Consider the following 13,940-nt stretch of genomic DNA (forward strand, 5'->3'; position numbering starts at 1 on the left):
CGCCACACGGGCCGCGGAGTTGCGCGGCCAGATCGAGCACCTCGTCGCCGCCCTGGCCGAGACCGAGGCGCGGCTTGCTTCCCGTCGCCCGGGCCACCGATGCCGGCCGAGTGGGCCAGCACGGCCTGGAGATCGTGATGGCCGTCTGCCAGGGCTTCGAAGCGCAGCGGGAACCGGTCGGCAAACGCATCACCGCCCGTATCGCCCTGCTGGACGACCCAGGCGGCGCGGTCGCCGGCCATCGCCCCCTGTAACAGCAGGGCAGGCGGGCAAGACGCACGGGACATCCATGTGAGTGGGCCGGTAGCCGGATGCGGACCGGGCACCCGTATCGGGCTGATTTCCGGAGGGGGCCCGAGACCGTGGTCATCGTTGCCTGCCTGCCTGCCTGCCTGCCTGCCTGCCTGCTGCTGCCGACGGTGGCTTTCTTGCTGTACGGGATGGACCGCACCGAGGACTGGCTGACCCGCACCCCGCGGCCGCCCCGCCACGCCCAACCCCGGCACCTGCGCCTGATCCAGGGCGGCACGAAACCCTCAACTCTTTCCGAGGCGGAGCAGTACAGCCGCGAGGTCTACGGATATTCAGAGATCGACTACGAGCCAAACAATGCCAGTTGGCTCGGCAGTCAGCCAGAACAGAAGCTCGACCCAGAAGCCGCACTTCGCCAACTCGCCCAGTTCGAGGCCGAGGCCCGCGATCGAGGCATCGCGCACACAACGTTCCGCAGGATCACCGAGGCCCTGGGCCTCAACGGCAAGCAGCGCCAGGAACTGAGAGCTCTCCTGCTCATAGCCGGCCGGAGCAGTATGCCGCTCCGCTGTGGCGCATTCCAGCCGAAGAGGTCCAGGTTTCAGTCGATGCTTGACGGGTCGGCGTCGGGTGATGCTTGACACCTGACCCGGACGATCCTCTGCCAGGCGATCAACAGATCGACCAGTGAGTTCCCACCCGACCTCACGCCTGGGCGCGCGATGAGTGGGAGCGCGATCAATTCCAGAGCGTGCGGTGGTGCGGACGCCACGGGCCCTGACCCGGCCCCACGGGCCATGCCGGCCATGCAGCGCTCGGGCCGCCAGCGGACGGATTCCCCGTGCCCGGGGCCACGGACGGTGCCGACGGTGCAGCACTCGGGCCGCCACCGGACTGGTTCCCCGTACCCGAAGCCTGCGCGCCACCGCCGGCCCACAGCTCGTCGACACGCGCACGCTCGGTGGCGTTCGGGTTGCGGTTGGTGCAGGACGGGCCAGGTCCGCCGCCCGACATCAGCTCACTGCACGGCCCGCTGTAGTTGTCCGGCAGGCCCAAGACGTGCCCGGTCTCGTGGGTGACGACGCGGATCGAGTCGTTCTGCTGGGTCTGGGTGTAGTCGAGGAAGATCTGGCCGCTTCCGTGGCCGTCAGTGGAGGCGTGGGACCCGCGGGGGTCGTTGCCCTCGGAGTAGGAGAAGTCGGCGCTGCTCGAACCGCTCGAAGCCTCCTCGAGCTTGACGTTGGACTCGGAGCTGTTCCAGATCTCGGCCGCGCTCGATATCTGCGAACGGAAGCTCGGCGCCTTGGAGACGTCGTAGTGGAGCGTCACCGCCTGCCCGCTGGGCTGGGCGGCACTCTTCTCGGCGACCGACTGGAGCACAGCCTCGAAGAACGCCTTGTTGTTCGCGGCCTCCTCAGCCGACCCTTCGTACCCCGCCACGGAGGTATCGGAGGGATTGGCGGCCGGCTGGGCGCTCGCCGGCACCGCCACGGCCAACGCGCTGGAGGCCAGACCCAGGCCGAGAGCGAGGGCGAGGAATCTCGGGGACATGCGGGACGACTTCATGTGGGGGAGGGCTCCTACTCACTCGGTGACGCCGAGCGCCACAGCGCGCGGTCGACTCGGCGTGAACACCGGTTCCGAACTGCAGCGACGTCCTGTGGGTCGACATTCTTAGAACGGCTCGACAGGGCACGCAATGGGTCCCACTACTACGTCGCTTCGTAGATCTCAGGACCTCGCCAAGGCCATGCGCGGGCCTCCGGTCCCCACGCAGCGAAAGGAGGAAGAGCTGTCGCAGCGTCAGGAGCCTTGCAACGCGGGCAATGGGCATGCCGATCAGCCGGGCGGAATTCCGACACACAACGCAGGATCCACATCCAGGTCAAGACGGACAAAGGCTCAGATGTACGCCATGGCGCATCTACTAAGTGCACCGATTGATTCGCGAAGCACTGTGACTGACGTCACGAAATAATCGGCTTCCGCTTCTTATGCGCCCCACTGACCTCGGGTCACTCTCCCCAGGGAGCCACCCTTGTTGGCGCAGGGCAGATCCCCTCACGACTGAGCCACCACCGCTCAGTCCTGATCAGGATGGAAGCCGGGCCAGCCGTGCAACCCGGCGCGCGGCGTGGGGAGAAGTAGATCGGTTCCTCGCACGCCTCTTAGCGGCGCGTCCGCCGCACCCAGCGGCTTCGGGACTATGGGGGCCAGACTGTCGCCAGCCACACGAAGCAGGCGCGTGCCCGGGAGTAGGCAGGCCGCCCGAAAGCCGCTAACCGCCGGGCTTGACGGCGGACGCCGAAAGTTTCCCGGGCGTGGACTCAGCTCCAAGGTCCGCCGACATCACGCTCAGTAGGACCCGGAAGTTGATCACAACGGTTCTGGCGTACGGCAAAGGTCAAGCGTTCAGCCAGCCAACAAGGTGTAACGGACTGTAGTGGAAGTGGACCGGCCCAGGGCGCGCGAAGTGTCCATGTGGCTCAAGGCGGAGGAGCCGGCGCAGTCCCGGCAGTGACGGCGTCGTGGCGGAGGTTCAGTCGAGGCTGTGGGCGACAGGGGCGCTCAGGCTCCGAGATGGAGAGGCGCCGTCTGCGAGTGCCGGCCGAACGCGGCGTGCGAGGGAGGCTCCCATTCCGTCCGCCGTCGACCCAGGCAGAGCCGAGCAGCCGCGGCCCAGGGCGTCAAGGTCGTTCGTACAGTGGCGCGCTCCACCTTGACGCCCTGAACCACGCTCGCTCCACGGTGTGTGGGTCGACGGCAGACGGGATGGGAGCTGGGGAGAGTGGTGGGTTGAGGTGGGGTCGCGTCCTGGGAAGGCAGAGGGTGGCCATGGCCCGGATTTGAACCGGGGTTTCCGCGTCGGGGCGAACCCGAGCGCGACGTCTTGGGCCGCTAAACGACTCATGGCCAGGCGGATCGTACCTACTCAGGGACTGGCGAGCCCACCTCTTTTCAGGGATGACGCCTCAGAACGCCAGCTCACCGCACGACGTGTGTCACCGAGCGGGGTGAGCCGTAGATCGCACGGCAGCAAGCAGGAGGCCCGGCCCCGTGCCCTCTGCGTGCCCGATCGAGCAGCGACCGGCGGGAGTGGCGGGGAACCCCGGAGAGGGACCCGAGAACCCGCACGTCAGCGACTTGCCAGCTCAGCCCCGGTCCGCATACGCGATCTTCCAAACTAGGTGAGTCAGTGGTGCCGCCTAGAGTGCGTAATGTCGGCACAAGATCGAGCACCCGGGGTGGGACGTGAAGGAGCGCGAGTGGTTCACGCTGCTGCGGATCATCGGCAAGCACGGCGGCAGTGTCGTGGTCGAGTTGAACGACTCGTACGCCCCGGGCATCCCGGATGTGAAGGGACAGCTTCTGGTTCACAACGACTTCGTGTCCAGCGTTCACGACACCTTCGTGGAGCCAAGAGACCTGGCCGACCGCCGACGCGCCGCGGCCGGACGACGTGCGCCTGCGTTGCACCCGCTCGTCGAGCCGACACCGCTGTACGCGAGGTCGCCGGCCTGGCCGGAGTCGTCCCGCCAAAACTCGTGGTCCGTCAGCCCAGGTGATCACCGAGGACAGTAGAAAGGGCGGGGTCTCTGACCTGGGGCGGGCGTCGCCTCACCTCTGGGGGGCGCAGTCGTAGAGGGTGAAGCTGCCGTCGGTGCGGACGCCGTAGGCGGTGGGTCGGATGCGGGTGCAGTGGGACTTCACCCAGGTGGTGGCGGGAGTGGTGGGGCGCTGGGTGGTGAGCAGCGCATAGCGCAGCTGGTGGGCGGTGACGAGGCTGCCGAGCTGCTGGGCGGTCGGGAAGGGGGTGCTGCCGGTGAAGCCGCCCATGACGAGGATGGGCTCGGACTTCGCGCGCAGCAGGGGCTCGGCGGTGTAGGCGGCCTGGGTGGCAAGCAGGTATTTCTCGCCGTGGCGGTGCGTGGTGAGGTAGCCGAGCAGAGCGGTGTCACGGGCGCTGGGCCGGTCGAGTCCTCTCCTCCGCGGAGCGTGACGGGGATGCTCGTGGTACGACTTGCCGACCGGACCGGCCATCGGCGAGGTGGCGGCGCCCGCGTAGAGCGGGTTGAGGCTGGAGACGGCCCAGCCGGCCGGTACGACCAGGGTGGCCGCGATCCCGGCGGCGAGGGCGGCGTGGATCTTCCGCGGGGAGGTGCGCGGCCCCCGGCTGCTCAGGCCCACCACGCCGCACAGCGCGAGCATCACAGCGACCGGCAGCAGCCAGGAGACGAATCGGGTCGGCCAGTCGAGCACCAGCGCCCACGCCGCCGTCAGCGCGATCGCCGCCGGCAGCGCAAGGTGTCGCCGGCCGGCCGCCTCGTGCTGCGCCCCGTACTCCGCCGCCGGCTCCGGCTCGTACGTCGCCTCGTACTCCGAGCGGAAGAGCGCGAGGCCGCCGCCGGCCAGCGCGGCGAGCGCCGGGGCGATGACGGCCGTGTAGTAGGCGTGGTTGCCGTTGGAGACGCTGAACACCAGCGCGTGCACGGCCAGCCAGCCACCCCACAGCAGAAATCCCGCGCGCGGCAGGTCGGTTCGCGGTCGGCCGGCGCGCCGGCCGACGCCCAGGATCGCGGCGAGCACGGCGAGCGGCAGCAACCAGGCGACCTGCGGGCCGACCGTGTCGTTGATCAGCATGTCCCAGCCAGTGTTGCCGGTGGTGCGGCTGGCGGCGGTGCCCGCGACGGCGCCGAACCCGGTGGGATCGCTGCTGAAGCGGCTGAGGCCGTTGTAACCGAAGACCAGGGCGAACGGATTGTTGTCGGACGTTCCGTCGAGGTACGGGCGGTCGGCGGCCGGTGTCACCCAGGCGATGAACATCCAGGAGCAGGAGACCGCCAGCGCGACCGCCCCGCCCACCAGGACGCGCACAGCCCGGTGCAACGGCCTGCCGGGCGCGACGAGTTGGTACACGGCGGCGAAGACCGGCAGCACCAGCCACGCCTGCAGCATCTTCGCCTGGAAGGCGAGCCCGACCCAGATCCCGCAGGTGATCAGCGGCAGCAGCCGCTCGGTGCGCACCGCCTTCTGCAGTGCTCCGGCGGCCGCCACCAGGAGCAGAGTGAGCGCGGTGTCCGGGATGGTGGCACGGTTGAGCGCCACGGTGACCGGGGTGAGGGTGAGCGCCAGTGCGGCGATCAGCGCGGCGAACGGACCGGCCCAGGCCCGTACGATCCGGTGCAGCAGCCATACGGTGAGCACGCCCTCGACGACCTGCGGAAGCGCGGCCGCCCAGGTGTGCGGGCCGAAGAGCCAGACGGAGACGGAGTCGGGCCAGAAGGCGCCGGGCAGCTTGTCGAGGCTGATCGAGCCGGCGGCGTCGAGCCCGCCGAAGAAGAACGCACGCCAGCTGCCCGCCATCGAGCGTATCGCCGCACCGTAGAAGGGGTGGAGCGCGGCCTGCCCGATGCCCCAGGAGTACAGCACCGTGGCGACGGCCAGTACCGCGGCGAGCGCCGGGCGCTCCCAGCGCGGGGCGTCCTCCGGCCGGTCGGAGCGGCGGTTCGCCGCCCGGCGGCCTTGCTGCGCTCCGGTGGGCTGGGCGGCGGGGATGGCGGTCATGGCAGTGGTCCTCGGATCAGCAGGTCAGGTGAGGCGGCGGTGCACAGGCGGCGACATCACACGCGGCGGAGTCACAGGCGGCGGGCCGCCCGGAAGCCGCGGGCGTAGAAGTCGGTGCCGTCCAGCAGCGCGTGGCCCGACAAGTCGCCCAGGGTCGGACCGTTGGCGGCGGAGCGGCTGGAATAGAAGCGGTGCCGACCCTGGTCGTCGAGGCCCATGTACATGCCCACGTGGTCGATGAAGTCCGGCCGGTCCTTGATGATGGCGAAGAAGACCAGATCGCCGGGTTGCAGGGCGTCCAGATCGGTGGCCTGCTTCTTGCCGGTGTGGGGGATCACCGTGCGGCCGGGACCGTAGGCGGCGATGGCGTAGGCGCGGCGCGGCAGACCGGCGCCCTTGGTGTTGGTGTTGTGCATGGGGATGCCCATGCGGTAGCCCCACACCAGACGCTGGAAGCCGGAGCAGTCGACATCGCCGTAGCGGGCCTGCTCCGGCTGCACGAGGGTGCCGTCGGGGAAGGTCCAGTCGATGCCCAAATAGTCGTAGAAGTCGGACTGCTCGTCGTGGTAGGCGAAGTCCAGCGGGTTCTTGACCGCGGAGTTGCGCGGGCCGAAGTGCGCGGTGCCCGCGTAGCGCACGCCCTTGGCGTTGTGTTTGTCGGGCGCCCCGGCGCTGCTGTACTGGTACGCCACGGCGAAGACGTCCGGGCTGCTGTCGCCGAGGGCCTTCTTGAACCAGCCCTTGAACCAGGCGGACTTCTCCATGCCGCGCTGCCACGCGTGCGGCAGCACCCGCACCCAGGCGTCCGTGGTCACCTTGGCCTCGGTGGTCCGCGGCTCGCTGAAGGTGCGGCTGGGCCCGGTGAGTACGGCCGTACGGGCGCCGTCGGTGAAAGTGGCGAGCGTGCCGCCGTCGCCGGCCCGGACCACGGTGCGATCCGGGGCGGACAGCCGCTCGAAGGTGTGGGGCCCGGTGGACCGGGAGCTCGGGCCGGAGCCCGTGCCGCCGGCGGCCGTACCGCCACCGTCGTCGCTTCCGTGCCCGAGGCGGTCCCAGGCGTACCCGCCTGCCACCCCGGCGGCCGCCACGCCCGCGATCGTCCGGAACACGGCGCGTCGAGTCGGGCGGCTACGTCTGCCGTCATGTGCGGAGTGCATGGCCGATCCTCCTGGAACTGTGAGGTGAGAGGGTGTGAACAGGTCAGCCGGTGGGCAGTGCCCCGATCAACAGACCGGCGACCAGCACCACGTACGTGGCCAGGGTCACCGCGGTGGTCGAGATGACCGTGGCCGCCAGCGGCTGGCGGGCCATCTGGTAGGAGACCAGGCCGGGGACGATGAAGCCAAGGGTCTGTGACGTGTACAGCAGCGGGAACTCGTGGCTGAGGGCCAGCATCACGGTGGTCTGCATCAGCACCGCGCACAGCACGACGGCGGCGAACAGCCGCTTGCCGTAGAGGATCACCGTGCGCTGCACCAGCTTCGTCATGAAGTACGTTCCCGCCGCCACGGCGACCATCAGCCCGGCCATCCGCACGTCGGTGACGAGCGTGAGGGCGATCCAGCCCGGGGTGATCATCCCTCCGGGGGAGAGGTTGGTGGTCAGATAGCAGACCAGCGAGAGGACCAGCCCGAGGGCGATCCCGAGCGCGGCGGTCTGTGCGGTGAGGTTGGCGGGGATCACGGGTTCCTCGTGGACTGGGTCGGATCGTAGAGGTGTTGCGGGTCGTCCGCGGTGCTCCGGTCATCTGGCCGGCCCTGGCGGGCGGCGGCTCGGCGGGCGAGCTCGCGCTGCTCCGGGACACGAAAGGCGTACGTCGGTGAATCCAGCGGTGCCACCCAGCTGTACGGCTCCGGCTCGGGCGGCCGGGCCACCGAGACCCGAGCCCGGGGTATGGCGAACTGCATGGTCTCCTGGTCCAGGCCGTCGCCGTCGGGAACGAGGTCGAGCGGGTCCTCGGAGTCGTCCAGCGGCAGCTCGGCCAGGGACTCCAGGAACAGCTCGCCCTGGCCGTGGATGTTGCCGATCGCCACCAGCGAGGAGTCCGGGCCGAGTTCCGCGAGGATCGCCGTCGTCAGTTCCTCGGGGTCCCGGCGGTCGCCGCCGAGATCCACCACCCGCCCGGTGAAGCCGGCCGGAATCGCGTCGCCGGCGCTCTTGGTCGGGTGGCCGATCAGGAACACCGTCTCGGCGGCGAGGTCGGGGACGATCGTGCCCATCTGGCCGTTGCGCTCCACCCGGTCCGGGCGGCAGTTGATGACCACGCCGATCGGCCGTCTGATCGCGCCCAGATCCTCCAGCTGCCTGACGTTCATCAGCGTCGACTCGGGATCGTTGGCCGCGAAGACGTTGGCGAACCGTAGCCGCTTTCCCTCGGGGGTGACATAGCGCTCCACGGACAGCACGCCCGGGTCGGGCGGCGCGTCCCACATGCCTTGCATCGCGGTCTGCCGCTCCACGCCGAGCAGTTCGGCGACGGCGAGCGCGATCGCCACATTCTCCTTGAAGGTGAACCAGCTGAAGCCGCGCAGCTCGGCGTCGGTCACCGCCTCCGGATCGACCGCGATCAGGCGGCAGTTCCGCTTGTCGGCCTCCTCCTGGAGGATGTGCAGCCGGTCCTTCTCCGCCGTCACGCACACCCCGCCCACCGGCATCGAGCGGGAGAGCGAGCGGGCGACGTCGTCCAGCGTCGGCCCCATCTCCTCCAGATGGTCCTCGCGGACGTTGCACAGCACGCCGATCGTGGAACGGATCAGCTTCTCCTGATTGATCTCCTGCAGCGCGGGCATCACCGCCATGCACTCGATCACCAGCGCGTCCGGCCGGTAGGTCGCCGCCCGCCGCACGATGCCGATCTGCTCGACGATGTTGGAGATGTTGAACTTGCGGTAGATCGGCTCCTCGGTGGCATCCGGATGGATGAACCGGGCCGCGGTGCCGGTGGTCTTGGCCACCGTGACCAGGCGACCGCCGCGCAGCGCGCCCGCGCACAGCCGGGTGATCGAACTCTTGCCGCGGATGCCGTTGACCAGCACCCGCGTAGGTATCTGCTCCAGCGAGGCGAAGTGCCGCCGCTGCTCCAGGATTCCGGCGATCCACAGCCCGGCGCAGCACAACAGGACGATGACATAGAGGAAGAGCACGCCGATTCCGTCCTTCTACCGCTGGAGGGTGTTCTCACGCAGGGACCGCGAGGGCCCGGCGGCATGGCCGGATCTGGCTGCCCGGTCGCGTTCCGCCAGGGCCTGGCGCACCAGCTCCAGCCTGCGGGTGACCGAGCCGATCTCGTCGTGGTTGACCGGATGAAGCACGGTGCGGCGGTCTCCGCCGGCGAGCCGCTCGACGAGCACGGCGACCGCGCGCAGCGGCCGGACCACCACGACATGCAGCCAGCCCAGGCAGGCCGCGCCCACGGCGAGGCCCAGGATGCCGGCGAGCATGGTGCGCTGCTCGGCCTGCACCGCGGGGATCTGGAGCCCTGCTGCGGGCTCCGCGGTCACCACGTGCCAGCCGAGACGGGCCGTCGGGCCGCCCTGCGCCAGCGGGGCGGCGGCGTCGACCGATGGACCGGAGGACGTGTCGTGCACCGCCGAGGTCGCGGTGCCCGTGGTCCCCGGGGCGCCCTGGGTGGCGCGGACGAGACGGGTCAGGCCGGAGTCCGGCAGCGACTGGAAGGCGCGGTAGCCCACGCTCGCCGCCAGCACCTTGTCGTCGCGGTCCGTCACCCAGACGCTGCCCAGCTTCGGCCTGGGCAGAAGAGAGTTGAGCACCTTCACGTCGATCTCGCCGAACAGGACCACCCCAGCCGCCTGGGCCTTGCCCTTGCCGGCCCGGACCTGCGCGTAGGCGGCGATCACCGGGATCCGGCCCGAGGTGTTGACGTTGGTGATCCCAGCGCCGCCGGGTACGTGGACGAGGGTGCGCAGCGGTGTGCCGCCCACCCTCAGCGTGATGTCGCCCGAGCGGTCCAGGAGATACAGCGAGCGGTACTGCTTGTGGTCGGCGAGGGACTGCCGCAGAACGTCGGTCTGGGCGGCCCGGCTCGTGCCCGGCAGACTCGCTGCCGCGGCGCTCAGGTCGGTGTACGACTGGTCGAGGGACTGCCGGATCCGCTGCGTCGCGATCTCGGTGCGCGTCTGCTGGTCGGCGAGGACCGGAGCCGGAACCGCGGTCGCGATGTCCGCCCGGTTCAGCAGGAAGACCATCGGCACCGACCAGCAGGCCACCACCACCACGCCGGCCACGGCCAGCGCCCGGTAGCCCGGTCCGCGCCGGGCGGGGAACTCCTGCGGGCCGCTCTCGCCGAGCAGTTGCCGGCGCAGTGCGTCAAGTGCCCGCCCGATCCGGGCCGTTTCTCCGAAGCCATGCACCGGAACCGGCCGGGACAGCTCCGCCCGTGCGGTCGGCTCGCCTCCGTTCGCGCCCCGGGCCAGGCGGCCCGCGGACAGATACAGCCGCAGCAGTGGCCGCTGCACGGAGAAGTACAGCACCAGCCCGAGCAGCAGCGCGACCACGGCCAGCGCCCCGGCTGCCTCGAGCGCGAAGCGCGAGTAGTCGGCGGCGGTGGTCGTGGCGGGCACCGCGCGGGAGGTGAGCACCACCAGACCGAGGTCGTCGGTTTCGCCGGGACCGGTCGCCGAGGCGACCTGGGCCCAGCCGGCCACGGGGCGCCGGCTGCCGGTGGTGGCGCCCAGCAGGCTTCCCGAGGCGTCGGTGTCACTCCCCGACCCATGCGCCGCGCGGGCCGCCGCCGCGGGCAGACCACTGTGGGCGACGGCCGGCGCCGCCTCGCCGTGGACCGCGGTGGTGAGCACCGAGCCGCTCGCGTCCAGCACTTCGGCGGTGCGTCCGTCGCCGTACGCCGTGAGGGCGGGGAGCGCTTCGGAGACCACCAGCAGCCACTGCCGCTCGGTCCGGCTCGGGGCCTGGTACTGGTCCTGGTCGGGGTCTTCCTGCTGCGCGGGCAGCGTGACCCTGGCGAAGTACAGCAGTTGTCGCGTGCCGCCCGAAGTCACCAGCCGGGGCGGGATCTCCCCGTGCCCGGATGCCGTCCTGGCGTCCACCCCGGACAGCGGCACGGTCTTGCCGCCGGTCGCCAGCAGTTTACCGGTGCGCGCGTCGAGCAGTGCACGGCCGAGGGCCGCCTTCCTGGCGGAGGTCAGCGCTTTGAGCGCGGTCGTGGGGGTCGATGTGCTCGTCGCCGGGTACGCGTTGGCCGTACGGCGTACCGTGCTCGCCTCGGCTTCGATCGCGGTCCGCATCGACAGCGCGGTGTCCGCGGCGATCCGCTGCTCCCCGTCCAGCGCGGCCTGCGGGATGCCCCCCGTGTGGATGCCGTCGAGGCCGATCACGGTCAGGGCGGCGACCACCAGCAGGAGTACGACAAGTGAGGCTATCGGCGGGCGCACCCCGCCAAGCATCGGCATATCGGCGCGGCGGCGGGTGCGGTGTCGGCGTGGCGCCCGGGATACGGAGGGCAGGGCAGCGGGTCCTTCCTCAACTGGCGCCGGGCGCCCACATGTTCGACCTTGCGAACATTCTAGCTCCCTGCGATCGCATAACCATCACACATTCGCCCCATGTGTCGTACGAAACAACGGGACTTGTGTGCGGCGGCGACACATGCGGGCCCCCACGCGCCGAAGGGCGGGCCCGCGAACAGGCCCGGCCCTTCGGATGTCCGGTCAGTTGTCCGGTCAACTGTCCGGTCAGCGGACGAAAGAGATCTCCGGGTACGTGTTGACGGGCCCGTCAAGCAGGGTGCTGTGCTTGTCACGCAGCTCCTGGTCGAAGAATGCGGCGAGGTAGACGCACTGGATCTGGACCGCCCGGTCCGGGGCGATCGTGCCGTACTGCTTCTGGATCTGATCCTGGGAGATCCCGAGCAGGGGCGCCCACTGCGGCACCAACCACTCGTTGTCGCTGAATGACAGGTGCGCCGAGCCCTTGAGCTTGATGTCGACCCGGTATCCCTTCAGATGCGACCACAGCGTGCGCCACGACTTGTCGTTGTTGCGGTTGTGGTAGCCGGAGCTGAAGAGCATGAAGGGGCGGTCCAGGTCCTTGCTCGGAGCCGTCCCGAAGAACTGGCCGTCCAGGTTGGCACCGGCATCGATCCGCTTGTCGAGCTGCATCGCGGTGTCGACCGCCGCGCCGCCCAGCGACCAGCCGAACATCCCGATACGTGAGGTGTCCACCGACTTGGACAGCCCGGAGGGGAGCGTCGCGTGGCCGGCGTCCGGGTTGCCGCCACTGCTGATCTTGCCGAGCGCGTTGATGACGAACTTGATGTCGGCCGCGCGCACCTTGAGCGTGTCGGAGGAGTGGGCGCCCGACGGCATCTTGTTGACCTCGAGCCGATTGCCGGGGAACTGCACCTCGTTGGCGTCGTGGGTGTGGTCGACGGTGACGACGAGGTAGCCGCGGCTGGCGAGATCCTGGGCGAGCGCGGTGCCCATCGCGCGGTCCGAGTGCAGCCCGGTCGAGTACAGCAGGACCGGCAGCTTGCCGAGCGAGGTCTTCACCGGGGCGAGGACATGGCCCGCGGTTTTCGGCAGGGTCACCTGCTGCGGCGACAGCCCGCGTGAGGCGAGGAAGTGGGCGCCGGAGATCGACGGCATCCACGGCGCCTGATAGTGCCCGGACGTGGCGGTGGCCGGATACCAGAGCGACACCATCAACTCGCGGTGGTTGTCGCCGGGCACGTACGGATCCGTACGGGACTTGTCGACGAGGTGCAGACCGACCATGCCCACGCTGTATTTCCCGGTCGGTGCGGGCATCTTGAGCTGCAGACCGGACCCTGCGGTGCGGGCGGACGTGAGTGCCTCAGGATGTACGGGCCTGTGGTGCAGCGGCAGTTCGTCGTTCTCAGGCGCCCAGGGCGTCTTCGGGTCGGGCTGGTCGGCCGAGAACCCGGTGGCCGAAGGCTTGTCGGACGTCTTCCCGGCGGCCATCGTCGGCGTCATCCCCATAGCCAGCGCGACGGCCAGCCCACCCGCCGAGCCGACCGCTGTGGCGATCACTCTACGACGGTGGCGCGGGCGGCGGTGTGTCATGAAACCCCCTTGTTGGTCAGCGATCGCAGAACGCGCGATCGACTGCCGCACACCGTACCGCCGCGGCAGCGGGCGGACTCGCCCGCCCGGGATGCCGCCGTAGCGAATTCACGTACCGGATGCTGAGCGCTGCCACGGCCCGGTGATCCGCCGACGCTTCATGGCACCGGTCGCGCCCCGGCTGTTCTCCAGGGCCTGGCCGGTGTAAGCCTCGATACGAGCATCGTGCGCCGCCTAGATCGCTCTTCTAAGAGCTGTTCACGCTGGTGTCGCCTCTGGCCGTTGACCGAAATCCATCCACCGCCCAGACCGCCGAGAGCTCCGACAACGGCTCCGCAAACCCCGACCGCAGATGCATCCATAAGCGATTTATGGGCACCTTTGGCTACTCGTAATCTCGTAATTCCGCCGATCAGGATCGGCACAGTTGTCAAGTCTGTCTACGACCACTGACACCAACCACTGACACCAACACCGGCGGCCACCAGCGGTCATGGCTGAACTCTGACGGACGGTCTGCCGAGGACCATGGCCGGTTGATCGACGTCCCGCCCCGTGATCGACCTGATAAGGATGAGACCACAGGCCCGAGGCCCGGCGCCCCGAAGCCTACGGGGACGTGATCTCTTGCCCCGGGACAGCTCCCGCCCAAAGCTGCTTGACCGACCTGTGGTCAGCGGCAGGGCTTGGATCAGCACATTGGTGGCCATCCACGCCGGGCGCCCAGCCATTCCACCCGCTCGAACAGGTCCTCAGGCACGTCCACGCCCTTCTCCCGCGCAGTCTCAATGCGGTGCCTGACATGCCCGAGAATGTCGTCCAACTCTCCATCGCGTAGTGCGGCAAAGCCCGTCAGCTGTTCCCACAGACGGGTCTTCCGTGCGTCCCCCGAGTTGATCACGAGATCGAGCATAGGCGGCTCAGAGGTCGGACGCGATGGGCTTGGAAGGCCGCGGAGTCCTTGGAAGCGTCGCACCGTCGTGCCCCATGCGTGCCCGATCGACTAGTGCTGAGCGGGGGCCACGGGGAACCGGAGCGAAACAGCCGCTCTCCCGCAGGTCAGCA

8 protein-coding genes, 1 tRNA gene and 2 pseudogenes are annotated in these 13,940 nt (G+C 69.6%); 3 read left to right on the forward strand and 8 right to left on the reverse strand.

Going from position 1 to position 13,940, the window contains the following annotated elements; genetic code table 11:
• Positions 1–74: 74 nt before the first annotated feature.
• Both AB0924_RS23805 and AB0924_RS23810 read left to right on the forward strand, forming a co-directional pair.
• Positions 75–254 (forward strand): annotated as a pseudogene (locus tag AB0924_RS23805) (ATP-binding protein); the annotation flags it as partial.
• Positions 255–362: 108 nt separating this feature from the next.
• Positions 363–893, forward strand: a complete 531-nt coding sequence (locus AB0924_RS23810; RefSeq protein ID WP_366912455.1) for a hypothetical protein — start codon at positions 363–365, stop codon at positions 891–893.
• A gap of 271 nt (positions 894–1,164) precedes the next feature.
• On the opposite strand, the pseudogene snpA reads toward AB0924_RS23810, so the two are convergent.
• Positions 1,165–1,818, reverse strand: a pseudogene (gene snpA, locus AB0924_RS23815) (snapalysin); the annotation flags it as partial.
• Between the two features lie 1,264 nt (positions 1,819–3,082).
• A tRNA-OTHER gene (locus AB0924_RS23820) sits at positions 3,083–3,167 on the reverse strand.
• A 337-nt stretch (positions 3,168–3,504) separates the two neighbouring features.
• Here AB0924_RS23820 and AB0924_RS23825 point away from each other — a divergent pair.
• Entirely contained in the window at positions 3,505–3,834 is a 330-nt protein-coding gene (locus AB0924_RS23825) for a DUF5959 family protein (RefSeq protein ID WP_366912456.1), read from the forward strand.
• A 36-nt stretch (positions 3,835–3,870) separates the two neighbouring features.
• Here AB0924_RS23825 and AB0924_RS23830 read toward each other — a convergent pair whose 3' ends face one another.
• The 6 genes from AB0924_RS23830 to AB0924_RS23855 form a co-directional block, all read right to left on the reverse strand.
• Complete coding sequence (locus AB0924_RS23830) at positions 3,871–5,817, reverse strand: glycosyltransferase family 39 protein (protein WP_366912457.1); 1,947 nt, start codon at positions 5,815–5,817, stop codon at positions 3,871–3,873.
• A 71-nt stretch (positions 5,818–5,888) separates the two neighbouring features.
• A complete protein-coding gene (locus tag AB0924_RS23835) occupies positions 5,889–6,974 on the reverse strand; it encodes an NlpC/P60 family protein (RefSeq protein WP_366912458.1) in 1,086 nt (361 codons plus the stop codon).
• Between the two features lie 43 nt (positions 6,975–7,017).
• On the reverse strand, positions 7,018–7,500 hold the full coding sequence (locus tag AB0924_RS23840; protein WP_358940128.1) for a poly-gamma-glutamate biosynthesis protein PgsC/CapC: 483 nt from the start codon (positions 7,498–7,500) through the stop codon (positions 7,018–7,020).
• A complete protein-coding gene (pgsB, locus tag AB0924_RS23845) occupies positions 7,497–8,960 on the reverse strand; it encodes a poly-gamma-glutamate synthase PgsB (protein WP_366912459.1) in 1,464 nt (487 codons plus the stop codon). The genes AB0924_RS23840 and pgsB overlap by 4 nt, the downstream gene beginning before the upstream one ends.
• A gap of 15 nt (positions 8,961–8,975) precedes the next feature.
• A complete protein-coding gene (locus tag AB0924_RS23850; RefSeq protein WP_366912460.1) occupies positions 8,976–11,225 on the reverse strand; it encodes a cache and HAMP domain-containing protein in 2,250 nt (749 codons plus the stop codon).
• A gap of 300 nt (positions 11,226–11,525) precedes the next feature.
• Complete coding sequence (locus AB0924_RS23855) at positions 11,526–12,842, reverse strand: hydrolase (RefSeq protein WP_358940131.1); 1,317 nt, start codon at positions 12,840–12,842, stop codon at positions 11,526–11,528.
• Positions 12,843–13,940: the final 1,098 nt, after the last annotated feature.

Origin of the sequence: Streptomyces sp. NPDC047869 (genome assembly GCF_040704065.1) — a bacterium.
Lineage (GTDB): Bacteria > Actinomycetota > Actinomycetes > Streptomycetales > Streptomycetaceae > Streptomyces.